We start from the raw sequence: 22,533 nt of genomic DNA on the forward strand, positions 1-22,533 counted from the left end.
CCCATGGGTATATTCAATGGCGTCAGGCCGCCCAGTCGCCCAGTGCCCCCTCCAAGGCCCCCAGCGCGGCGTCGATGAGCTCCCAGCGCTCCTCGGGAGGGCACCCGTGCTCCACCCAGCGCAGGCAGGCGGCGTCCACGAATCCCAGATAACCCCACATCGCATAGCGATGACGCGGCCGGTCGCTGGGTTCAAGCAGCGCCGCCAGGCGTTCGACGTCGTCGGCGCGGGCCCGCTCGCGCAGTGCCGCGGCGCTGGCCGGTTCCCCGCCCGGCTGGCGCAACGGCGTCGCCCAGGCACCGGGACGGCGGGCGATGTGATCCAGATAGACCAGCGTGGCAGTGCGGATCCGGTCCCTGGTCGGGACGCCGTCGGGCAGCGCCTCGAGGGCCCTGGTCTGGGCCGAGAGCAGGGAGTCGATGGCCTGCCTCACGACCTCTGCGTACAACCCCTCCTTGCCGTCGAAGTAGCGGTAGACCAGAGGGGTCGAGCCCTCCGCGGCCTCGGCGATTGAGGAGAGGGTGACCTGTGAGTAAGGATGGGTCGCAAAGATCCCAGTAGCGGCGTCCAGGATGGCCGTCCGTCTGGAGTCGGGGTCAAGTCGGTGGCGAGGTCGTCGATCCGTGCGTGCCATATTGCCGATCATAGGACTAGTGAACTACGCTCACTAGTCGTAGTGAACACAATTCAGTAGGAGGTTCCGGTGGACTGGACTGACCACGCGATCTGGTGGCACGTGTACCCGCTCGGGTTCTGCGGCGCTCCGATCCGCGACGCGGACCACGCCTTGACCCACCGGCTGCCGCAGCTGACGCACTGGCTGGACTACGCGGTGCAGCTGGGGGTCTCCGGGCTGCTGATGGGGCCGATCTTCGACTCCCAGACTCATGGCTACGACACCCTCGATCCGTTCCGGATCGATCCGCGACTGGGCGATGACGCCGACTTCGACGCCCTGGTCGCCGGCTGCAAACAGCGCGGGCTGCGGATCGTGCTGGACGGGGTCTTCAGCCATGTCGGCTCCGGACATCCGCTGGTACGCCAGGCCCTGCAGGAGGGCCCGACGGGGCCGAGAGCCGAGCTCTTCGACATCGACTGGAACGCTCCTGACGGACCTGCGCCCAGGGTCTTCGAGGGCCACGGCGATCTGGTGAGGTTCAACCACTCCAGCCCGCAGGCCGAGCGATACGTCACCGATGTGATGGAGCACTGGCTGGGCCGGGGAATCGACGGCTGGCGGCTGGACGCCGCCTACTCGGTGCCCACCCGGTTCTGGTCGCAGGTGCTGCCTCCGGTGCGCTCCCAGCACCCCGAGGCCTGGTTCCTCGGAGAGGTGATCCACGGCGACTACGCCGACTTCGTCGACTCCTCCGGTGTGGACTCGGTGACCCAGTACGAGCTGTGGAAGGCGATCTGGTCGTCGCTGAAGGACGCCAATCTCTTCGAGCTGGCCTGGTCGCTGAAACGGCACAACGGTTTCCTGGACGACTTCGCACCCAATACCTTCATCGGCAACCACGACGTCACCCGGATCGCCAGCACCCTGGGACCCGACGGGGCCGTCACCGCCGCGGCCATCCTCATGACCATCGGCGGCATCCCGTCGATCTACTACGGGGACGAGCAGGGGTTCACCGGGATCAAGGAGGAGCGCTTCGGCGGGGACGACGACGTCCGGCCCGCGGTTCCTGAGGACCCCTCCCAACTGTCCACGCTGGGAGCCGGCATCCATCGTGCCTACCAGGAGCTGATCGGGCTGCGACGGCGCCATCCGTGGCTGGTCACCGCCACCACCGAGACCCTGGAGCTGAAGAACGCGCAGTTCGCCTACCGCGTCAGCGCATCCGACAGTGACGACTTCCTGGAGGTCGGGATCGACCTGGAGTCCACCCCGAAGATGGTCATCAAGGACGCCTCGGGAGAGGTGCTGTGGACCCAGCCATCGCTGGGTCAGGACGCGAACTGATCACTGCCGCCTGGGGTGCAGCCGGAAGGTCAGACCCCGGTCGATGAGATAGCGGAACCCTCCCGGGGTGGTCACCGTGAAGGAACCCGGCGACATCTGGGCCAGGGAGAACCGCTTGTCCCAGGTCTTCCAGCGATGCTCCTTGCGCGAGAGATGGCCCAGATTGGAGGGCCGCGTCTGTCCCCTGGGAGAGTTGCGGTGCCGGTAGGCCTCGGTGTGGTCGATGTCGCAGTAACGGGCCCGCCGCGATGAGTAGGGAAACACCGAGTAGACGTCGCGAGCCCTCAGCTGGGCGCGCATCCGGTCGGGAATCTCGTAGCAGTCGACCTGGGGATCCCCGGCCAGATCGATGACCGGCACCACCCGCACAGCACGATGGGCGAGCAGCTCGGCGATCTCCTCCATCAGCACCGGGCCGAGCTGGTCGCCGGGGTTCTCCACCCTGGCCACCCCGGTTCCCTCGGCGAGGGTGGTGATCCCCGGCAGATCCTCGGCGGCGATGTGGACCACCAGATCGGCCTGTCCCGGAGCCGGTGGCCGGGTGGGCGGCGTCACCCCGGCCGGCCGCGCGAGCGCTCCCAGGGCCTCGGCGCGAAGGATCGGCAGGGGAGCCGGATTCCCCTCGGCCGAGGCATTGAGGGCCATCGCGCTGATGGTCTCCCAGATCGCGATCGCGTCAGCACTGTTCATCCGCGCGAAGAGGGTCGAGGTCGAGTCATCCAGGTGCTCGATGCGGACATACCTCTCGGCCCGGGCCCGCCTGGCCCTGTCGCGCGCCAGATCGGGACTGGCCGAGCGGATCAGCCCGCGCAACCTCTGCTGGATCCGGGGCCAGGGCAGGTGACCCCAGCAGATCCTGAGTCGGTGGTCGACATTGCGGGCCTCGGTCACTGGTAGCTCTGCGTCGGCGCAGGCGCGGGCGACGCGGCGGGCCTGCCAGGCATTGGCGTCTCCGCGCTCCAGTGCCTGCCAGGTGTCGGGGTGGCGGGCTTGCAGGTTGAGGACGTCGGTGACCATCGCCTGGGCCAATCCCTCATGGACCCCGAGCAGGGCCGACAGTTCCAGCACCAGGAACTCGGGGACCGGCGCGGTGCCATCGGCGCCCAGGTCGCAGAGCTGCGGGCCGCCGGGAGCGGTGGAGCAGGCAGCCGTGGAACTGTCGATCATCCTGGCGATCCCGTCAAGGGTCATGAAGGCGCCACGCTGTTCCATGGCTGCTCCCGCGAGCACCATGTCAGCCGCCGTTCGCACCGAGGGGGCTTCCGTCCCGTCCATGGAACAATTCAACCAGGCGGCACTGACACTTTTTCGAGCGATGTCCACGACGCCGATCAGGGCCTGAGCGCGTCTCCCCATGCGACGTCTCCGTGGGCCAGCACGACCCGGCCGGCGTCGCCGGCCCACAGGTCGATCCGATGACCGGCTGTCCCTGCACGGCTACCCAGATCTGTCCTGCAGGCAGGAATGCCCTGAGGTCCACAGACGTTCCCGCGAGGTGAGAATCGACATCTGGTCCGACATCGTCTGCCCCTTCTGCTATCTGGGCCAGCGCCACCTGGAACTCGCCCTGGCGCAGTTCGACCGCGCCGATGAGGTCGACATCGTCTGGCGCAGCTTCGAGCTCGACCCCGGTGCCCAGCCGCAGTCGCAGACCAGCCTGGCCCAGACGCTGGCCGACAAGTACGGCATGAGCATCGAGCAGGCCGAGGCAGGTCAGCGCCAGTTGGCGGACCAGTTCAGTGCGGTCGGCCTCACCTTCAACTGGCGTGACGCTCACCCGGCCAACACCTTCGACGCCCATCGCCTCACCCATCTGGCTGCCGGCCACAGTCTGGCCGACGCCGCCCAGACCGCCCTCAAGAAGGGCTATTTCACCGACGGACTGGCGATCGACGATCACGGCGTCCTCAAGGAGCTCGCAGTGGGGATCGGCCTGCCGGCAGACGAGGTCGACGCCGTCCTGGACTCGGATCGGTTCGCCGAGGAGGTGCGCGCCGATGAGGCCCTGGCGAGCCGATACGGAATCTCGGCGGTGCCGGCCTTCGTCATCGACCAGCGCTACCTCATCTCGGGGGCCCAGCCGGTCGCGACCCTGCTGGACGCCCTCAATCAGATCGCCGGGCAGGCACAGCCGACGGGTCCGGCCTGCAGCAGCTCCGAGGGCTGCTGACTCAGCCGCCGATGGTCAGCGCCGCGACCGGATCGGAGCCGGCGCCACGCACCAGCATCACCGTGGAGGCGACCTTGGGGGAGGGGAAGTAGACCCGTCCCGAGACCGTCTCGCCGGCCCGGATCGTGCCATTGGAGATGTCGTCGGACCAGCCCTGGCTCTGCGACTCGTGAATATCGGTCGAGTCGTTCTCCATGATGAAGAAGGCGTAGTTGGCCAGGGTGCCCTCGGTCACCGTGACCTTCATCCTCAGCGTCACCCCGGTTGCCGACCAGCTGACGTCGGTGATCGTCCACTGACCTCTGGCCACCCCGGAGCCCACCACGAAGGGGATCGAGCTCGCCGCGGCAGTGGCGCTGGGGGCCACTGATGTGGGCGTCCAGGGTGCGCTCGGGGTGGCCACCGTGGGGGTGACGCCGCTCGTCGCCGATTCCGGGTCACGGCTGACCTGCCACGCGGTGACCGCCAGAGCGGCCACCACCACCGCGACGATGAGCCACACCAGCCAGCCCGTCCGGCGGCGCGGCGGTGCGTACTGATCGATGGTGGGCCGCTGGTTGCCGGGGCCGGGCCACTGGGAGGAGCTCATAGGTCCTCAACGATACGTCGTTTTCCACAGGCCGGCCGGGGTCGGGGAGGCCAGCAGAAGTTGTCCACAGATCTGGGCCGGGGCGGCAGATCGGGGCTGCGGCCACGAGAAGTTCAGTATGAGAACACCGCAGCAGTCCACGCCCCCGGTCCGGATCAGATCCGTCGACCAAGCCATCAGCATCATCCCCCACCTGCTGGGCTACCAGCCGGTCGAGGATCTCGTCGTCCTGGTCATCGACCCCGGCCTGGTGTGCACCGTGCGCACCGATCTCGAGGAGGTGCGCACCCCCAGCACCATGATGAGCCAGCTCGCCCCGGTCTCCCTGCGATTCCCCGACGCCCAGTTGCTGATGGTCGCCTGGACCGTCGACCACCAGAAGGGCCTCGGTGTCCTCGCGCTGGCCGATGCGATGCTCGGCAATGAGCGGATCATCGACGCCGTCACCACCGACGGCCAGTCCTGGTGGAGTCTCTACTGCGACGACCCCGCATGCCACGAGCAGGGCCACCGGGTCGTGATCGACGAGGAGGTCAGGGCAGAGGCCGTCTACCGCGGCCTGGGAGTGCTGCCCGACCGCCAGGCCCTGGCCGCCACCGTCGCCGGACCCGACCCCGGCCAACTGGATGCCGACAACGACCTGCTCATCGAGACCGGCCAGTGGGCGGCCAGCCTGGACCTGGTCGGGGCCGGCATCGAGGCCTTCGAGATCTGGCGGAGGATCCTCGACGGTCAGACGCCGATCGACCGCACCGACGCCCTGCGGCTGGGCCATCTCACCCAGCTCGATGAGATCGCCGGGATGCAGTGGTACGCCACCACCAAGGAGGATGCCCGCAAGGAGGTCGACACCTGGTTGGAGGTCATCGCCCACCTGCCCGAGTCGATGGCCGCCCGGCCGCTGGTGCTGTGCGGGCTCGCCGCCTGGCTGCTCGGCGACGGCGCCCTGGAGAGCTGCTGCCTGGAGAGGGCCGGGCAGATCGACCCGGATCTGATCATCTTCGGAGCGCTGAGCGTCCTCCAGCACAATGCCGTCCCGCCGACGGCCTGGGACCAGATCTGGCGCAGCCCCCAGATGATCGCCCGGGGCGTCGTGGCGGACGCCCCGCCGGAGGCCGGCCCGCTCGACCTCGGCTTCCGGGAGGCCGTCGGGCGGGCGGCCTCGGCGAGGAGAGCCAGGTTGCGGGCCGCCGGCAGATCCAGGTCCAGGAAGCGCTCGCGATCGGGAGGTGGACGACGCCGATGATCCCGATATGACTCAGCTGTCGGCCCTCGATCCCGAATCGCTAGAATCAGTCGGGCATTCAATCGAGAGGTGAGACGGTGAGCAACGCAGTGAGCGAGACGCGTCGGGCAGGTTACGACGCGCCTGCTGCCGAGGAGAAGTGGTCGAGGTACTGGGCGCAGAACAAGACCTTCGCCACCCTTGACGACGATTCCAGGGAGCGTCGCTACGTCCTTGACATGTTCGCCTACCCCTCCGGAGACCTGCACATGGGTCACGCCGAGGCCTTCGCGATCGGCGATGTGGTGGCCCGGTACTGGCGCCTGAAGGGTTACGACGTCATGCACCCGGTCGGCTGGGACTCCTTCGGACTGCCCGCCGAGAACGCCGCCATCAAGCACGGCACCCACCCCGCCGAGTGGACCTACAAGAACATCGACACCCAGGCGGCGTCCTTCAAGCGCTACGGCATCTCCTTCGACTGGGACAAGCGGCTGCAGACCTCCGACGAGCAGTACTACCGCTGGACCCAGTGGCTGTTCCTGAAGTTCATGGAGCGCGGGCTGGCCTACCGGAAGAACTCGTGGGCCAACTGGTGCCCCAATGACCAGACGGTGCTGGCCAATGAGCAGGTCAAGGAGGGCCGCTGCGAGCGCTGCGGGGCGGTGGTCACCAAGCGCCAGCTCAACCAGTGGTACTTCCGGATCACCGACTACGCCCAGCGCCTGCTGGACGACATGAGCGAGATCCAGGGCCACTGGCCCGAGCGGGTGCTGGCCATGCAGCGGCACTGGATCGGCCGGTCCGAGGGCGCCTACGTCGACTTCCACATCGACGGCCATGCCGAGCCGGTGCGGGTCTTCACCACCCGTCCCGACACCCTCTACGGGGCCACCTTCATGGTGATCGCCCCCGACGCGGAGCTGGCCGCCCAGGTCGTCTCCGATGAGCAGCGCCCCGCCTTCGAGGAGTACCTGGAGCACGTCAAGAAGCAGACCGAGATCGAGCGGCAGTCCACCGAACACGTCAAGACGGGGGTCTACCTGGGCGTCGAGGCGACCAACCCGGTCAACGGCGCCAAGATCCCGGTGTGGGCCGCCGACTACGTGCTGAGCGAGTACGGCACCGGCGCCATCATGGCGGTGCCGGCACACGACCAGCGCGACCTGGACTTCGCCCGCAAGTACGGCATCGAGGTCATCCCGGTGATCGACACCGGCGAGCCCGACCCCCGTGAGACGGGAGTCGCCACCACCGGCGACGGCGCCTACCAGAACTCCGGTGACCTGGACGGGCTGACCAACAAGACCGAGGGCATCTCGCGGATCTGCCGCTTCCTCGACGACAACCACATCGGCGAGGCCACCATCACCTACCGGCTGCGCGACTGGCTGCTGAGCCGCCAGCGGTTCTGGGGCTGCCCGATCCCCGTCATCCACTGCCCGGCCTGCGGCGACGTGCCGGTTCCCGAGGACCAGCTGCCGGTGCCGCTGCCCGACCTGCGCGGCGCCGATCTGGCTCCCAAGGGCGTCTCCCCGCTGGCCGGTGAGGAGGCCCGCGCCTGGCGCGAGGTGTCCTGCCCCGCGTGCGGCGGGCCGGCCGAGCGTGACACCGACACGATGGACACCTTCGTCGACTCGTCGTGGTACTACATCCGCTACTGCTCACCCGACGACGACCAGGAGGCCTTCGACCCGGAGGCGGTGCGCCGCTGGATGCCGGTGGCCCAGTACGTCGGTGGCGTCGAGCACGCCACCATGCACCTGCTGTACTCGCGGTTCTTCACCAAGGTGCTGCACGACATGGGGATGGTCGACTTCGACGAGCCCTTCTCGCGGCTGATGAACCAGGGCCAGGTGATCAACCAGGGCAAGGCGATGTCGAAGTCGCTGGGCAATGGCGTGGACCTGGGCAAGCAGCTCGACCAGTTCGGGGTCGACGCCGTGCGTACCACGGTGATCTTCGCCGGGCCGCCGGAGGAGGACATCGACTGGGCCGACGTCTCCCCGGGCGCCACCCTGAAGTTTCTGCAGCGGGCCTACCGGGTCGCCGCCGACGTCACCACCCCCGCTGACGCCGACCCGTCGGCCGGTGACCTGACGCTGCGCCGGGCCACCCATCACGCCATCGCTGAGATCACCGACCTGCTGGATGCCGGGCGGTTCAATGTGGTGGTGGCCCGCATCATGGAGCTGGTCAATGCCACTCGCAAGGCCATCGACTCGGGCTGCGGCTCGGCCGATCCGGCGGTGCGGGAGGCGGTGGCCTTCACCGCCCAGGCGCTGTCGATGTTCGCCCCCTACGTCTCCGAGGAGATGTGGGAGCTGCTCGGTAATCCGGCCTCGGTGGCCAACTCGAGCTGGCCGACCGCCGATCCCGAACTGCTGGTCGCCGACCAGGTGACCCTGGTGGTTCAGGTCAATGGCAAGGTGCGCGGCAAGATCCAGGTCGCCCCCGGTATCAGCGAGACGGATGCGGTCGCGGCGGCCACCGCCGATCCCAATGTGCAACGTCATATCGCCGGCAAGCAGGTCGTCAAGGTGATCGCCCGGCTGCCGAAGATGGTCTCGCTGGTCGTGAAGTAAGCGCCCGAGAGGACGCCGAACCTGTGGACAACCCTCCCGGCGACCGGGAGGGTTGTCCACAGTTCTGAGATCGGCTGTCAGGTCTGACCGTCCGGCCACGATAAGTAGTGGTGTGAACAGTGATGACTCCTACCGAGAGCGGCTCGAGACCCTGCTGGCGGGCCTTCCGACACCGGCGGCCGGGCCTCGGCGCGCCGATCGGGAGGGCGCCGACCAGGAGGAGGCCGGCCACTCCGATCCCCCAGCCCGGACGACCACCAGGACCTTCGGCGCCCCGCACCTGTCGGCGCTGGGCATCGTGCTGGTGCTGGTCCTGGCGGTGGTGGCCGTCTGGTTGATGCGCTCCAAGGCCACCAGCGTCCCGCTGTCGGCGGTCTCGGTGGCCCCTGCCAACTCGGTGGCCCCTGCCGCCCCGCCGGCTGCCGGCTCCGCTGATCCGAGTGCAGGCCCTGACAGTGCCGGGCCCTCCTCGGCCGCTCAGATCCGCGTCCATGTGGCCGGCCGGGTGAGGCATCCCGGCGTCTATGCGTTGGCTGCCGGAGCACGGGTGGACGACGCCCTGCGGGCCGCCGGCGGGGTGGCCACCGGGGCCCGGACCGGGGCGCTCAACCTGGCCGCACCGGTCTGCGACGGATGCCAGGTGCTCATCGCGGGCACCGGGGACGGCCGGCTCATCGCCCCGGAGGGAGCGGCACCGGACTCCGCCGCGCCGGCAGCCGGATCGGGGAGCCCGGCGGGTGCGCAGCGGATCGACCTCAACACCGCCACCTCCGAGGAGCTCCAGACCCTCGACGGGGTGGGCCCGGCCACCGCCGCCAAGATCATCGCCTGGCGGACTCAGCACGGCCGGTTCTCCGATGTCTCCGAACTCCAGGAGGTCGACGGGATCGGCCCCAAGACCTTCGCAAGGCTCAAGGACCATGTCCGGGTCTGAGACGCTGCCCGCCCCCCGACCCGACCTGCGCACCCTGCCACTGGCGATCGCGGCGGTGGCCACCTCATGGCTGGCCACCTCCGGCCAGCGACTGCCCGTGGTGGTGGCCGTTGCGGTGGGGCTGGTGATGCTGCTGGTGGGTGGGGCGCGCAGATCGTGGTGGCTGGCCGGGTTCGCGGCCGTCACCGCGGTGCTGGCCACCCTGGGATGGCTGAGGGCCGAGGCCCTGCACGAGGGCTCTGTCGCCCAGCTGGCGGCCCAGCGTGCCGCGGTCACGGTGGTGGCCACCGTGACCAGCGACCCGCACACCGTGGCGGCACGTGGCCCCAGAGCCGAGATGGTGCTGGTCCACGTCAGGACCGTGGAGGTCAGCGCGAGAGGCCAGCAGATCCGGGTGCGCACGCCGCTGGTGGCCCAAGGGGGATCCGAGATCGCTGATCTGAGGGTGGGCTCCACCGTCGAGCTCACCGGGCTGCTGGGGCCCGCGGATCCCCAGGACTCCCACGCCGGCTGGCTGCGGCTGCGCTCGGCCCCCCGGCCGCTGGCCGGCCCCGGGGTGCTCGACCGGGCGGTCAACCGGACCCGCGACGGTCTGGTCTCCTCGGTGGCGCTCAATCGGCCCTCCCAGAAGGCCTTGGTGCCCTCCCTGGTGGTCGGCGACACCTCGGCGGTCCCCGAGCAGATCGCCGCGGACTTCAAGGCCACCTCCCTGACCCATCTGATGGCGGTCTCGGGGGCCAATCTGGCCACCACCACCGCGCTGTTGTGGTGGCTCGGCTCCTGGCTGGGGATGAGACGGCGGGGGTTGAGGGCGATGAGTGTCTGCGGTGTGGTCGTCTTCGTCATCATCTGCCGGGCCGAGCCCTCGGTGATCCGCGCCGCCGCGATGGGGATCGTGATGCTGGCCGCAGCCGGGCTGGCCTTCGACCGTGCCGCAGGGCTGAGAGCGTTGTGCGTGGCGGTGCTGGGGCTGATGGCCGTCGACCCCTGGCTGTCGCGCTCGGTGGGATTCTGGCTGTCGGTGTGCGCCACCGCCGGAATCCTGTGCTGGACCACCGGATGGGCGCGGGCGATGTGGTGGCTGCCGCAGAACCTGGCCAGGGCGATCGTGGTGCCCTGGGCCGCTCAGTTGGCCACCCAGCCGATCATCACCTGGTTGTCGGACCAGGTGAGCACCACCGGCCTGCTGGCCAATCTCACCGCAGCGCCGTTCGTCGGCCCGGCGACCGTGCTCGGGATGTCGGCTGCGGTGCTCAGTGCGGTGTGGCCGCCACTGGGAATGCCCTTCGGATGGTTGGCCGGATGGGCCGTCCAGCCGATCCTGTGGATCGCCGAGCTCGGCGCATCCGCCCCTGCGGCAGCATTCCAGTGGCCGGCCACACCGGCTCTGCTGGCAGTGCTGGGCGGGCTGTGCCTGGCCGTCTCACTGGTCACGCCGTGGCTGCTGGCCGGCCGGTGGCGCTGCCTGCTGGCCGCCGTCCTGGTGGTGCTGGCCACCGTCATCCGGCCACCGGTGGCCGGATGGCCCGGCGACTGGCAGGCCGCAGCCTGCGACGTCGGCCAGGGCACCGCAGTGGCGATCCGCGCCGGACCGGGTGCCGCGGTACTGGTCGACACCGGCCCCGCGTCCGAACCGATGATCCGCTGTCTGGCCGAGCTCGGCGTCAGGCGGATCCCGGTGCTGATCCTCAGCCACTACCACGCCGACCACATCGGCGGGGCCCAGGCCGTGCTGGAGCGCGGTGGCGTGCAGCTGGTGCTGGTCTCACCGCTGGCCTCCCCGGCTGCCGAGGCCCACCGGATCGCTGTGGCGGCGACCAGCGCCGGCGTCCCGGTGCGAGTGGCACGGGCGGGCGAGGCCGTGCAGGCCGGGCAGCTGCGGCTGGAGATCCTGTGGTCGGGGCCGGTGGCCGGGGACGAGGAGGCAGGTTCGGGGGAGTCCTCGGCCGAGAACAACTCCTCGATCGTGGTGAGGGCGGTGGGGCCCGAGCTGACGATCATGCTCACCGGCGATGTCGAGCCGCTGGCCCAGCAGGCCGCCCGTCGGGCCGCCGCCTCGGCGGGGATGAGTCTGCAGGCCGACGTCCTGGTGATGCCCCATCACGGATCCTCACGTCAGGACGAGGCGTTCTGGAGGGCCACCGGGGCCCATCTGGCGATCGCCTCGGCCGGGGTCGACAACTCCTACGGCCATCCCGCGGCCACAGCTGTGAGGCTGGCCCACAGCCTCGGCATGCAGGTGAGGCGCACCGATCAGCAGGGCTCGGTGGCAGTCGACATCACCGCGGCCGGCGGGGGCGGCGCTCTGGTGACCCGGACGCGGCGATGACATCCGGGTGGTACTGGCAGTGCCACCGCCCACGGCAGACCCCGCCGCATACTGGGACCTGCAACCGACAAGGAGGCAACCACACAGTGAAGGCACAGAACACACTCACTCTCGAGGATGCCCGCCGGATCATCGACGCCGGCATCGAGGCCGCCGGCCACCACGGATCGGCGAGCAACATCGCCGTCGCGGACGCCGGTGGCAACCTCATCGCCCACGTCCGGATGGACGGGGCACAGCTCGGCAGCATCGAGCACTCCATCGACAAGGCGCACACCGCGGTGCTGTTCCGCTCGGCCACCGGCGATCTCGCCGAGGACTCCCGGCCGGACGGACAGTTCTGGGGGATGGCGCTCAGTGGCGGTGGCCGGGTCCTCGTCTTCGCCGGCGGCGTACCGATCGTCGTCGATGGCGAGGTCGTCGGCGCGGTGGGCGTCAGTGGCGGCTCCCGCGAGCAGGACGCCACCATCGCGGCCGAGGCGGCTGCAGCGCTCTGAGAGCCGTCCAGAGCACACAACAGCACACAACACAGACCTGAATCACACAGAAAGAGGTCACACATGACGCAGACATATCTGATCACCGGTGCCGGGAGCGGTTTCGGCAAGGAGATCGCACTCCGGCTGGCCGAACAGGGCCACGACGTCATCGCCGGCGTGGAGATCATCGCCCAGGTCAACACCCTGCGGTCCGAGGCCCACGACCGAGGGGTGGACCTGCGCGTCGAGAAACTCGACGTCACCGACGAGGGCGACCGTCGCAAGGCGCTCGACTGGGATGTCGACGTCCTGCTGAACAACGCTGGCATCTCGGAGGGCGGCTCCACCGTGGACCTGCCCGCCGAGGTCCTCCGCCGACAGTTCGAGGTCAACGTCTTCGGCCCGGTCCTGCTGACCCAGGGGATCGCCAAGCAGATGGTGGCCAAGGGCGCAGGCCGGATCGTGTTCATGTCCTCGGTCGCGGGACTGACCGTCGACCCCTTCACCGGCGCCTACGCCGGGTCGAAGCACGCCGTCGAGGCCTTCGCCGACGCCCTCGACCAGGAGCTCGCCGAGCACGGGGTGAAGGTCGCGACGATCAACCCCGGACCCTTCCTCACCGGGTTCAACGACACCATGTTCGAGGAGTGGAAGTCCTGGAACGACGATCCGTCGACCCGGCTGTTCGACTACGACAAGCTCCACTTCCCGCACGAGCAGTTCGACCCCGAGGAGGTCATCGAGGTGAGCATCGCGGTGCTGACGGGCGAGGACACCGCCTACCGGCACGTGCTGCCGGCCCGCACCGTCGAGGACATCAAGGAGCAGATGAACGGCGAGTGGTCGCGGACCGTCAACGACGGCACCCGCCCCGCCCTCGTCCAGACCGCCTACCAGATCAAGCCCTACACACCGGTGCAGGCATGAGTGATGCACTGATCATCTCCACGAGTTACGGCACCGAGACCGACGAGATCCGCGTGCCCCTGGAGGCGCTGCAGGAGGCCGGGGTGACCACCACGGTCGCCTCGGTCGACGGCCGCAGGATCCAGACCCTCGGCGCAGACCGGACCACCGGTCCGCTGGTGGACAGCGACACCACCCTCGGCGCCGTCGCGGCCCGCGACCATGACATCGTCATCATTCCCGGCGGCACTCTCAATGCCGACGAGCTGCGCATCGACCCCGATGCCCAGCGGATCGTGCGCGACGCCGCCGCCGACGGCATCCCGATCGCCGCGATCTGCCACGGGCCGTGGCTCCTGGTGACCGCCGACCTGGTGGTCGGCAAGACTCTCACCTCCTACCCGACGCTCGCCGCGGACATCACCAATGCCGGCGGTTCCTGGGTCGACGAGGAGGTCTGCGTGGATCCCACGAACGGCTTCGTCCTCATCACCTCACGCACCCCCGAGGACCTTCCGGCCTTCACCGGCGCCGTGCTGGACGCCGTGGCGTAGCGAGCTGCGATGTCCATTCCCGACCTGCGGAACTACCGCAGGGACGCGGTCTCCGGATTCCTCCGGACACAGCGCGCCGGTGCCAGCCCTGACCCGTCCTCCCCGGCCTTCGACCCGGTCGGAGAGCGCCGGGTGGCGGGGATGCGCCGCGAGGAGGTCGCCTGGGCCGCGGGCATCAGCCTCGACTACTACGTCAAGCTGGAGCAGGGCAGGATGCTCAATCCCTCGCCCTCGGTGCTGGAGTCCATCATGGAAGCCCTGCGCCTCAGCGACCTGGGGCGCCGCTATCTGCGCCTGCTCTTCGAGGACAACCCGCCGCAGGTCGCCTGCACGGCGGCAGGTGACCGTCGGCTCGCCCGGGCCACCCTGGACGAGGTGGTGGCCCATTTCCCGGAGGCGATGATGCGGCACATCCTCGACCGCGACCTCCACCTGGTGCTGCCCGACGCCGCCTCCCGGTCGATCCTGTTCCCTGACCTCGCTGAACCACCAGAGGAGTTGTCGCTGGTGGACTACATGTTCGCCGGGCAGTACCGGGAGCACAGTCGGCGGGTGTACGTCGACTGGCGCGACAAGGCCGCCGAGGTGATCGGGCTGGTGCACATGAAGCTGGTCACCCGGGTGGCCTCCGACGAGTTGGTCGCCACCGTGCAGGGGTTGCTCCACGACCCGGCATTTCGCCGGCTGTGGACCCGCTACCTGCCCTGTCAGAACACCTCCGGGTGCTGGCGGCTGCGACTGCCCGATGACGACGGGAGGACCACGGTCCGCGACTGCCGCTACATCACCGTGACCGCCGCCGACGACCCCGAGCAGTGCCTGGTCATCTACCTGTGAGAGAGGTCCGGAGGCCTAGGCGGCACAGACCGTGACGGGGCTGACACTGCTGTGACCCGCAGGCGCCGATGAGCTAAGGTCGTCCGGCGATACGAGGAGGGCGACAGGTGGTTTCACGGTTCACGGCCAACGGTCCGAGGATGCCCGTCAGGCTGCGGGCCTGGCAGCGCGAGGCGCTCGACAGGTACATCGCCGCCGACCCCACCGACTGGCTGGAGTGCGCCACTCCCGGCGCCGGCAAGACCACCTTCACCCTGGCGGTCGCCGCCCACCTGTGGCAGGACCACATCATCAACCGGGTCATCGTGGTGTGTCCCACCGACCATCTACGCTCCCAGTGGATCGAGGCCGCCAAGGCACTGGGATTCGACCTGCGCGACACCCCCAACTCCGAGCGGCTGCCCCCCGACGCCGACGGCTGCGTCGTGAGTTACGCCCAGGTCGCCCAGAAACCGGGTCTGCACGCCGCCCGCGCCGAGAACGCCCGCACGCTGGTGATCTTCGACGAGATCCACCACGCCGGCGACCAGATGAGCTGGGGTTCCGGCGTCATCGACGCCTTCTCGCATGCCAACCGCCGGCTCGGCGTCACCGGCACCCCGTTCCGCTCCGACGACGCCAGGATCGCCCACGTGCGCTACGAGGACATCGGCGAGGGAGTCCTGGAATCGGTGGCCGACCACTCATATGGCTACGCCGAGGCGCTGCGTGACGGGGTGGTGCGCCCGGTCACCTTCGCCAGCTACTCCGGGCGGTCCACCTGGAATGACGGGCTGGGGGAGGAGCACACCGCCATTCTCGGTGACTCCGAACTCACCCGCAGCTCCGAGGAGATGGCCTGGCGGACCGCTCTGGACTCCGATGGGGAGTGGATCGCCCATGTGATGGCCTCGGCATGGGCCCAGGTCAACCGGCTGCGCGATTCGGGCCAGATCCCCCATGCCAAGGTCCTCATCCCGGCGTCCAATCAGCAGACCGCCAAGGAGTACGCCGAGGTGTGGGCCCAGGTCACCGGCAACCAGGCCTCCGTCATCCTGTCCGAGGATGCCGCCTCGGCCCGCAAGCTCGCCAACTACCGTGACGATCCCGATGAGATCTGTGCGGTCTGCGTGCGACTGATCACCGAGGGGGTCGACGTGCCGGACGCCGCGGTGCTGATCTACTCCACCACAGCCTCCACCCCGCTGTTCTTCGCCCAGATGGTGGGTCGGGTGGTGCGCGCCCGAAACCGCCGGGAACGCGCCACGGTTTTTCTGCCGGCGGTGAGCAAGCTGCTGGCACTGGCCGCCGAGATGGAGGAGCAGCGCGACCACGTCATCGGCGCCCCGGTCGAGGGGGACCTGCTGGAGGAGGCCGCCCGGGAGCGCAACGAACCGGCAGCCGAGGGTCAGGGATGGCAGGCGGTGGCCTCCGACGCCATTCTCGGCGAGGTCATCGAGACTGCCGGCGGCGCCCCCGACGGCGGGCTGTTCGCCCTCGACGGGCTCATCACCCCGGCCCAGGAGAGAGCGCTGCTGGCCCGCGACGAGCAGGCGCGGGCCGAGAAGGCCAGGAAGGTGGCATCGGCCCGACGGGCCCGACGGGCCAGTCAGGAGGCCATCATCCGCCAGCAGCGCCGCGACGACCTGGTGGCCCTGCAGCGCTCCGGAGGGTCGGTCTATGACGAGATCACCGACCCCCACGAGATGCGCAGGGAGGTCTCCAGCGCGCTGCGCGAATTCGCCCGCGACCACCGTCTCACCCCGCAGGCCGCCTGGGGTCAGCTCTACCGTGAGATCCCCGGCCAGAAGAATGACGCCGCCCCGATGGACCTGCTCCAGCGACGGCTGATGTGGCTGCAGCGGCACTGATCTCGGCCACAGTGTCGGCCGGGACTGGCATGCTTGTGTCCCGTGACACGTAGCGGCGGTTCGGCATTCGGAAGCACCCTGCTGGTGCACGGCCCTGAGACCCTGCTGTCGGAGCGCGCGGTCTCTGCCAGGGTCGACGCCGCGCGCACCGAGCGGCCCGATGCCGAGGTGATCCGCGCCACCGGTGCGGCGATGACCGGGGCCGACTTCCTGGAGGCCAGTGGCGGATCCCTGTTCAGCCCCACCACGATCCTGGTCCTCGACCAGATCTGCGACCTCGACAAGGACCTCTTCGAGATGGTCACCCAGACCGCCGCACAGCCGGGACCCGACCTGTGCCTGGTACTGGTCCACCCCGGCGGGGTCAAGGGCAGAGGACTGCTCGACAGGCTACGTAAGGCCGGCGTCCAGCGGGTCGAGGTGGCGGCTCCCAAACCGTGGAAGGTACCCGAGTTCATCTCCGCCGAGGCCCGCTCGGCCGGACTGGTGCTGGAGGCCGATGCCGCCGATGCCCTCCAGCTGGCGCTGGGGGATGATCTTCGCACCCTGGCATCGGCGCTGGCCCAGCTGGCCAGTGACACGGACTCCCAGCGGATCAGCGCGCAGATGGTGACGACCTACTTCGGAGGCCGGGCCGAGGTGAAGGGCTATGTGGTCGCCGATGCCGCGCTGGCCGGGAACCTGGCACGGGCCCTGGAGCAACTTCGCTGGGCGCTGTCGACCGGCACCGCCCCGGTCCAGGTGAGCGCCGCGCTGGCCCTGGGTCTGCGGCGCCTGGGCCTGTACCTGGACCTGCGGACCTCGCGGATGAACGACTTCGACCTGGCCCGGGCGATCGGCGTCCCCCCGATGCGGGTCAAGGAACTGTCGCGGGACTCCCGGTCCTGGAATCAGCGGGGGGTGGCCACCGCGATCACTGCGGTGGCCCGCGCCGATGCGGCCGTCAAGGGTGCGTCAGTGGACGCCGAGTACGCCCTGGAAGCGGTCCTGCTGCAGATCGACGCCGCCCGCCGCGCCTCGGGGCGGCGTTCCTGAGGCACGACAAGCGCCCCGGCCACCCAGTGGGTCGAGGCGCTGCGTGACAGCTGTGTCCGGGAGGAGAGCCTCAGGCGGACAGCGAGTTGAGCTTCGTGGAGATGGCCGACTTGCGGTTGGCGGCCTGGTTCTTGTGGATGACGCCCTTGGAGACAGCCTTGTCGAGCTGACGGCTGGCGATCCTGGCGAAGTCGGCAGCCTTCTCCTTGTCGCCGGCCTCGGCGGCGCGACGGAAGTTGCGCACGTGAGTGCGAAGCGCCGACTTGACGGCCTTGTTGCGCTGACGGGCCTTCTCGTTGGTTCCGACGCGCTTGACCTGCGACTTGATGTTGGGCACTGGGCAGCCTCTGTTTTCGATAGATGATCAGGGTGTGCGCCGACAGACGGCGCGACAGAAAACAGTACCAGTCGGGCGGCCGGCCGACAAAATCTCGTGACCGTGAGAGACTGGGCAGGTTCAACTCGAACCGCACACCACCCGTACCGCCGAGGGAGCAGATGCCAGCGTCCACCGCAGTCAATGTGCCGCAACCGGGGTCCACCGACCCCGCGCTGATCCGCAACTTCTGCATCATCGCCCACATCGACCACGGCAAGTCCACCCTGGCCGACCGGATGCTGCAGTTGACCGGGGTCCTGGACGAGCGCAGTGCCCGCGCCCAGTACCTGGACCGGATGGATATCGAACGCGAGCGTGGCATCACCATCAAGTCCCAGGCGGTCCGGATGCCCTGGCGCACCGACGAGTGCGACTACATCCTCAACATGATCGACACCCCTGGCCACGTCGACTTCTCCTACGAGGTCGAACGGTCCCTGCAGGCCTGCGAGGGAGCAGTGCTGCTGGTCGACGCCGCCCAGGGCATCGAGGCCCAGACCCTGGCCAATCTGTACCTGGCCCTGGAGGCCGATCTGGAGATCATCCCGGTCCTCAACAAGATCGACCTGCCCGGGGCCGAGCCGGACAAGCACGCCGAGGAGATCGCCGGGATCATCGGCTGCCAGCCCTCCGAGGTGCTGAGGGTCTCGGCGAAGACCGGCGTCGGCGTCCCCGAACTGCTGGACACCATCGTCTCCCAGGTGCCGGCGCCCCAGGGCAGGGACGACGGGCCGGCCAGAGCGCTGATCTTCGACTCGGTCTACGACACCTATCGCGGCGTCGTCACCTATGTGCGAGTGGTCGACGGAGAGCTGCGGGCCCGCGAGAAGGTGCTCATGATGAGCACCCGGGCCACCCACGAGGTGCTGGAGCTGGGGGTGATCTCCCCCGAGATGGTGCCCGCCGCCGGGCTGGGAGCCGGCGAGGTGGGATATCTCATCACCGGCGTCAAGGACGTCCGCCAGTCGCGGGTCGGCGACACCGTCACCCGCGCCCTGGACCCCTCCAGCAGCGATCTGGGCGGCTACGCCCCGCCGCGTCCGATGGTCTACTCCGGACTCTTCCCGATCGACGCCAAGGACTTCCCGGAGCTGCGGGACGCCTTGGACAAGCTGCAGCTCAACGACGCCTCACTGGTCTACGAGCCGGAGTCCTCCACCGCGCTGGGATTCGGTTTCCGGGTGGGCTTCCTGGGACTGCTGCACATGGAGATCGTGCGGGAGCGGCTGGAGCGGGAGTTCGACCTGGATCTCATCTCCACCGCCCCCTCGGTGGTCTACCGGGTGGTGATGGAGGACGGCTCGACGGTGCACGTCACCAATCCCTCCGAGTACCCGACCGCAGGCCGGATCGCCGAGGTCTACGAGCCGGTGGTCGACGCCACCATCCTGGCCCCCAGCGAGTTCATCGGGACCATCCTGGAGATGTGCCAGCAACGCCGTGGGGTGCAGCAGGGGATGGACTACCTGTCGGCGGACCGGGTCGAGATCCGCTACACGATGCCGCTGTCGGAGATCGTCTTCGACTTCTTCGATGTGTTGAAGTCGCGCACCAAGGGGTACGCCTCGCTGGACTACCACGAGGCCGGCGAGCAGGCCTCCGATCTGGTGAAGGTCGACATCCTGCTCAACGGCGACCCGGTGGACGCCTTCTCCGCCATCGTGCACCGGGACAAGGCCTACGGCTACGGCGTGGCGATGACCGCCAAGCTGCGCGAACTCATTCCGCGTCAGCAGTTCGAGGTACCCATCCAGGCCGCGATCGGGGCCCGGGTGATCGCCCGCGAGACGATCCGCGCGGTCCGCAAGGATGTCCTGGCCAAGTGCTACGGAGGCGACATCTCGCGTAAGCGCAAACTGCTGGAGAAGCAGAAGGCCGGCAAGAAGCGGATGAAGATGGTCGGCTCGGTGGAGGTGCCGCAGGAGGCCTTCGTCGCCGCTCTGCGCACCGGTGAGGTCAGCGAGCAGAAGTAACCGAGGGTGACCTGGAGGGTTCCGGTCAGGATCGGATCCCCGCTCCTCGGGTGTGCGCTGGCCTACCATGGCGCAGTGACCGGTCAACTTCGCCTTCATCCGCTCGCTGTGCCGCCATTGCTGGCTGAGCGGGGAATCGACCGGGTGCTGGTCTTCCGGGTGCCGTTGACGGTCCGGTTCCGCCGGATCGACGTGCGGGAGGGGCTGCTGCTGCGCGGCCCGGCGGGGTGGGGGGAGAGCTCGCCGTTCTGGGACTACGACGCCGAGGAGTCCTCGGCCTGGCTGCTGGCAGGCATCGAGGGGGCGACCTGCTCACTGCCGGAGGCTGTCCGCAGCCGGATTCCGGTCAATGTCACGGTGCCCGTGGTGGATCCGGCGCGTGCTCACCAACTGGTTGCCGACTCCGGGTGCCGCACGGCCAAGGTCAAGGTCGCCGACCCGCGCACCGATCTGTCCTCGGACTGCGCCCGGGTGGAGGCGGTCCGCGACGCGCTGGGGGATGGCGGGCGGATTCGGGTGGATGCCAATGCCGCCTGGGATGTCGACGAGGCGGTGGCGGCTGTCCGGGACCTGGACCGTGCCGCCGGGGGACTGGAGTACGTCGAGCAGCCGTGCCCCTCGGTCGATGAGTTGGCCCGGGTGCGGCGCCGCGTCGAGGTGCCGGTGGCCGCCGACGAGTCGGTGCGTCGGGCCGAGGACCCGGTCGCGGTGGCCCGCGCCGGCGCCGCCGACATCCTCATCGTCAAGGCCCAGCCGTTGGGCGGGGTGCGCCGGGCCCTGGCGGTGGTCGAGCAGGCCGGGCTGCCGGCGGTGGTCTCCTCGGCTCTCGACACCAGCGTCGGGATCGGGCTGGCCGCCCATCTGGCCGCCGCGCTCCCGGAGCTGGACCATGCCTGCGGGCTGGCCACCACCCGACTGTTCCGGGGCGACGTCGCCGAGCGAGCGATCGTGCCCGAGGACGGATCGATCGAGGTGCGGCGGTGCCAGGTCGATGAGGAGGGGATCGTCGAGGGCGACCCGCACCTGTGCGCCCGATGGGCGGCGCGACTGGACGCCATGGTGGAGGTCATCGATGGCTGAGGTGGAGTCTGCGCTGCGCTGCCGGAGGCTGGTCCGGGCACTGGTGGCCGCCGGGCTGCGCGAGGTGGTCTACTGCCCCGGGTCCCGCGATGCGCCACTGGGATACGCACTGGCCTCCGCCGAGAGGGCCGGCTGGGTGCGGGTCCACGTCCGACTGGACGAGCGTTCCGCCGGATTCGTGGCGCTGGGACTGTCGAGGGCCGCGCTGCTCGGCGGTGACCGGGTGCCGGCGGCGGTGGTGACCACCTCGGGCACCGCGGTGGCCAATCTGCACCCGGCCGTTCTGGAGGCCGATGCCTCGGGCGTTCCGCTGCTGGTGGTCAGTGCCGACCGGCCCCACGAGATGTGGCACACCGGCGCCAACCAGACCACCTTGCAGGCGGGGATCTTCGGGGCCGCCACCCGATTCGCCGCCACCATCCCTGCCGGGTTCCCGGCTGATTCAAGGCTGGACGGGCTGGTCAACCGGGCGATGGCCGCCGCGGCGGAGGGGCCGGTGCAGCTGGATGTCTGTCTGCGTGATCCCTTGGTGCCCGACCAGCAGTGGCAGCCGGGGGAGCGGCCGGCGGGTGTCGACCGCCGTGCGGCGTCCGGATCCACGACCCCGGTGCGCATGCCGGCGCACACCGTCGTCGTCGCCGGCGATGCGGCCGGGCCGCAGGCGCGGGCGGCTGCGCAGCGGTGCGGCTGGCCGCTGCTCGCCGAGCCCAGCTCCGGGGCCCGGGGTGGTGCCAATGCGCTGGTCGACTACCAGAGCCTGCTCGGCACCGAGCTGGCCGCAGAGATCGAGGGGGTCCTGGTCCTCGGCCATCCGACCTTGTCACGGCCGGTCTCCAGGCTGCTGGCCCGTGAGGACGTGGCCATCACGGTGGTGGCCGAGCGCGGGAGGTGGACCGATGTTGCCGGGCTGGCCGAGGTGGCGGCCTCACCGGTGGAGGTGTCGGTCGAGGGTGCGGGCGATCCGGACTGGCTGCCTCGGTGGACGCAGGTCGATGCGGCTGCGCCGCCCACCCAGAAGGATCGGGCCGCGGCGGTGATCTGGCAGTCCGCCTGCGGGGTCGACGCCCCGGCCCTGGTGATCGGCGCCTCAGCGGTGATCAGGTCCTTCGACCGATTCGCGGTGCCGGCCGACCAGTCCCCCACGGTGGTGGCCAATCGCGGCCTGGCCGGTATCGACGGGACCGTCTCGACGGCGATCGGGCTGTCTGTGGGGCTGGGCCGGCCGGTGCGCGTGGTGGTCGGCGACCTCACCGCGGCCCACGACGCCACCGCCCTGTTGACCGGCAGCTGCGAGGCCGATGCTGACGTCCAGGTGATCGTCCTCAATGACGCCGGGGGAGCGATCTTCGCCGGACTCGAGCATGCCGCCGCGCCCCGCGACGTCCTGGAGCGGTTCTTCCTCACCCCGCAGCGGATGGACTTCGAGGCTCTGGCCGCTGCGCTGGGAGCCGGGTTCCAGCGAGTCGGCGTCGCCGGTCTGGCGGCTGTGCTGGAGCCCGCGGTGACCGGTCGCAGCATTGTCGAGGTCACCCTCGCGGCCCTCTAACTGTACTTCCCCGTGACGTTGTGAACGCGGGCTGAGGGGGTCTGGCCGCCGATCCCGGTGTGGGGTCTGTGGTGATTGTAGTGATGGAGCCAGGTC

20 protein-coding genes are annotated in these 22,533 nt (G+C 69.6%); 15 read left to right on the forward strand and 5 right to left on the reverse strand.

Annotated features, from left to right (window positions below; genetic code table 11):
• Positions 1-22: 22 nt before the first annotated feature.
• Positions 23-634: a TetR/AcrR family transcriptional regulator gene (locus tag G554_RS0107835; protein WP_027587473.1), complete on the reverse strand. Its 612-nt coding sequence runs from the start codon at positions 632-634 to the stop codon at positions 23-25.
• A gap of 69 nt (positions 635-703) precedes the next feature.
• Between G554_RS0107835 and G554_RS0107840 the strand changes: the two genes are divergently transcribed.
• On the forward strand, positions 704-1,966 hold the full coding sequence (locus G554_RS0107840; protein WP_027587474.1) for an alpha-amylase family protein: 1,263 nt from the start codon (positions 704-706) through the stop codon (positions 1,964-1,966).
• Here G554_RS0107840 and G554_RS0107845 read toward each other — a convergent pair whose 3' ends face one another.
• Positions 1,967-3,241 (reverse strand): HNH endonuclease signature motif containing protein, encoded by a 1,275-nt coding sequence (locus G554_RS0107845; RefSeq protein WP_161626476.1) that lies wholly within the window; start codon positions 3,239-3,241, stop codon positions 1,967-1,969.
• A gap of 220 nt (positions 3,242-3,461) precedes the next feature.
• Here G554_RS0107845 and G554_RS15370 point away from each other — a divergent pair, with 220 nt between their 5' ends.
• Positions 3,462-4,136 (forward strand): DsbA family oxidoreductase, encoded by a 675-nt coding sequence (locus tag G554_RS15370; protein ID WP_051232705.1) that lies wholly within the window; start codon positions 3,462-3,464, stop codon positions 4,134-4,136.
• Position 4,137: 1 nt separating this feature from the next.
• Here the strand turns inward: G554_RS15370 and G554_RS17250 are convergent, their stop codons facing one another.
• The gene (locus G554_RS17250) at positions 4,138-4,725 is read right to left on the reverse strand and encodes a hypothetical protein (protein ID WP_051232707.1); all 588 of its coding nucleotides are present in this window, start codon (positions 4,723-4,725) and stop codon (positions 4,138-4,140) included.
• A 118-nt stretch (positions 4,726-4,843) separates the two neighbouring features.
• Here G554_RS17250 and G554_RS0107860 point away from each other — a divergent pair, with 118 nt between their 5' ends.
• The 10 genes from G554_RS0107860 to holA all read left to right on the forward strand — a co-directional run bounded on the left by G554_RS0107860 (position 4,844) and on the right by holA (position 17,459).
• Positions 4,844-5,971, forward strand: coding sequence for a DUF4192 domain-containing protein (locus G554_RS0107860; RefSeq protein WP_027587477.1), 1,128 nt, complete (start codon positions 4,844-4,846; stop codon positions 5,969-5,971).
• A 77-nt stretch (positions 5,972-6,048) separates the two neighbouring features.
• Positions 6,049-8,535, forward strand: a complete 2,487-nt coding sequence (gene leuS / locus G554_RS0107865; protein ID WP_027587478.1) for a leucine--tRNA ligase — start codon at positions 6,049-6,051, stop codon at positions 8,533-8,535.
• A gap of 112 nt (positions 8,536-8,647) precedes the next feature.
• Positions 8,648-9,469, forward strand: coding sequence for a ComEA family DNA-binding protein (locus G554_RS0107870; RefSeq protein WP_036925081.1), 822 nt, complete (start codon positions 8,648-8,650; stop codon positions 9,467-9,469).
• Positions 9,456-11,798 carry a ComEC/Rec2 family competence protein gene (locus G554_RS0107875; RefSeq protein WP_027587480.1) on the forward strand — a complete coding sequence of 781 codons (2,343 nt, stop codon included), beginning with the start codon at positions 9,456-9,458 and terminating at the stop codon, positions 11,796-11,798. The genes G554_RS0107870 and G554_RS0107875 overlap by 14 nt, the downstream gene beginning before the upstream one ends.
• A gap of 86 nt (positions 11,799-11,884) precedes the next feature.
• Entirely contained in the window at positions 11,885-12,295 is a 411-nt protein-coding gene (locus G554_RS0107880; protein ID WP_027587481.1) for an ATP--cob(I)alamin adenosyltransferase, read from the forward strand.
• A gap of 63 nt (positions 12,296-12,358) precedes the next feature.
• Entirely contained in the window at positions 12,359-13,204 is an 846-nt protein-coding gene (locus tag G554_RS0107885) for an SDR family oxidoreductase (protein ID WP_027587482.1), read from the forward strand.
• Positions 13,201-13,737 carry a DJ-1/PfpI/YhbO family deglycase/protease gene (locus G554_RS0107890; protein ID WP_027587483.1) on the forward strand — a complete coding sequence of 179 codons (537 nt, stop codon included), beginning with the start codon at positions 13,201-13,203 and terminating at the stop codon, positions 13,735-13,737. The genes G554_RS0107885 and G554_RS0107890 overlap by 4 nt, the downstream gene beginning before the upstream one ends.
• A 9-nt stretch (positions 13,738-13,746) precedes the next feature.
• Positions 13,747-14,574: a helix-turn-helix domain-containing protein gene (locus G554_RS15375; RefSeq protein ID WP_051232709.1), complete on the forward strand. Its 828-nt coding sequence runs from the start codon at positions 13,747-13,749 to the stop codon at positions 14,572-14,574.
• 107 nt (positions 14,575-14,681) lie between these two features.
• Positions 14,682-16,424 carry a DEAD/DEAH box helicase gene (locus G554_RS0107900; protein WP_483756910.1) on the forward strand — a complete coding sequence of 581 codons (1,743 nt, stop codon included), beginning with the start codon at positions 14,682-14,684 and terminating at the stop codon, positions 16,422-16,424.
• 33 nt (positions 16,425-16,457) lie between these two features.
• Positions 16,458-17,459, forward strand: a complete 1,002-nt coding sequence (gene holA, locus G554_RS0107905) for a DNA polymerase III subunit delta (protein ID WP_027587485.1) — start codon at positions 16,458-16,460, stop codon at positions 17,457-17,459.
• Positions 17,460-17,529: 70 nt separating this feature from the next.
• Here the strand turns inward: holA and rpsT are convergent, their stop codons facing one another.
• Entirely contained in the window at positions 17,530-17,796 is a 267-nt protein-coding gene (gene rpsT / locus G554_RS0107910) for a 30S ribosomal protein S20 (RefSeq protein ID WP_027587486.1), read from the reverse strand.
• 161 nt (positions 17,797-17,957) lie between these two features.
• Here rpsT and lepA point away from each other — a divergent pair, with 161 nt between their 5' ends.
• The 3 genes from lepA (at position 17,958) to menD (ending at position 22,437) form a co-directional block, all read left to right on the forward strand.
• Positions 17,958-19,811: a translation elongation factor 4 gene (gene lepA / locus G554_RS0107915; RefSeq protein ID WP_027587487.1), complete on the forward strand. Its 1,854-nt coding sequence runs from the start codon at positions 17,958-17,960 to the stop codon at positions 19,809-19,811.
• A gap of 75 nt (positions 19,812-19,886) precedes the next feature.
• Positions 19,887-20,891 carry an o-succinylbenzoate synthase gene (locus G554_RS0107920; RefSeq protein WP_027587488.1) on the forward strand — a complete coding sequence of 335 codons (1,005 nt, stop codon included), beginning with the start codon at positions 19,887-19,889 and terminating at the stop codon, positions 20,889-20,891.
• Complete coding sequence (gene menD / locus G554_RS0107925; RefSeq protein WP_036925083.1) at positions 20,884-22,437, forward strand: 2-succinyl-5-enolpyruvyl-6-hydroxy-3-cyclohexene-1-carboxylic-acid synthase; 1,554 nt, start codon at positions 20,884-20,886, stop codon at positions 22,435-22,437. The genes G554_RS0107920 and menD overlap by 8 nt, the downstream gene beginning before the upstream one ends.
• On the opposite strand, the gene G554_RS17640 is transcribed toward menD, so the two are convergent.
• Positions 22,434-22,533: integrase core domain-containing protein (locus G554_RS17640; RefSeq protein WP_154654223.1), on the reverse strand; the 100-nt coding region annotated here is incomplete at its 5' end. The genes menD and G554_RS17640 overlap by 4 nt on opposite strands.

The sequence above is a fragment of the Acidipropionibacterium thoenii DSM 20276 genome, from assembly GCF_000423445.1.
GTDB lineage: Bacteria > Actinomycetota > Actinomycetes > Propionibacteriales > Propionibacteriaceae > Acidipropionibacterium > Acidipropionibacterium thoenii.

What these genes read in the sequence shown, in the direction of transcription:
- G554_RS0107835 (WP_027587473.1), bottom strand. Translation starts at nt 634, where the DNA reads ATGGCACGCACGGATCGACGACCTCGCCACCGACTTGACCCCGACTCC.
- G554_RS0107845 (WP_161626476.1), bottom strand. Translation starts at nt 3,241, where the DNA reads ATGGACGGGACGGAAGCCCCCTCGGTGCGAACGGCGGCTGACATGGTG.
- G554_RS17250 (WP_051232707.1), bottom strand. Translation starts at nt 4,725, where the DNA reads ATGAGCTCCTCCCAGTGGCCCGGCCCCGGCAACCAGCGGCCCACCATC.
- G554_RS0107860 (WP_027587477.1), top strand. Translation starts at nt 4,844, where the DNA reads ATGAGAACACCGCAGCAGTCCACGCCCCCGGTCCGGATCAGATCCGTC.
- G554_RS0107875 (WP_027587480.1), top strand. Translation starts at nt 9,456, where the DNA reads ATGTCCGGGTCTGAGACGCTGCCCGCCCCCCGACCCGACCTGCGCACC.
- G554_RS0107885 (WP_027587482.1), top strand. Translation starts at nt 12,359, where the DNA reads ATGACGCAGACATATCTGATCACCGGTGCCGGGAGCGGTTTCGGCAAG.
- G554_RS0107890 (WP_027587483.1), top strand. Translation starts at nt 13,201, where the DNA reads ATGAGTGATGCACTGATCATCTCCACGAGTTACGGCACCGAGACCGAC.
- G554_RS15375 (WP_051232709.1), top strand. Translation starts at nt 13,747, where the DNA reads ATGTCCATTCCCGACCTGCGGAACTACCGCAGGGACGCGGTCTCCGGA.
- lepA (WP_027587487.1), top strand. Translation starts at nt 17,958, where the DNA reads ATGCCAGCGTCCACCGCAGTCAATGTGCCGCAACCGGGGTCCACCGAC.
- menD (WP_036925083.1), top strand. Translation starts at nt 20,884, where the DNA reads ATGGCTGAGGTGGAGTCTGCGCTGCGCTGCCGGAGGCTGGTCCGGGCA.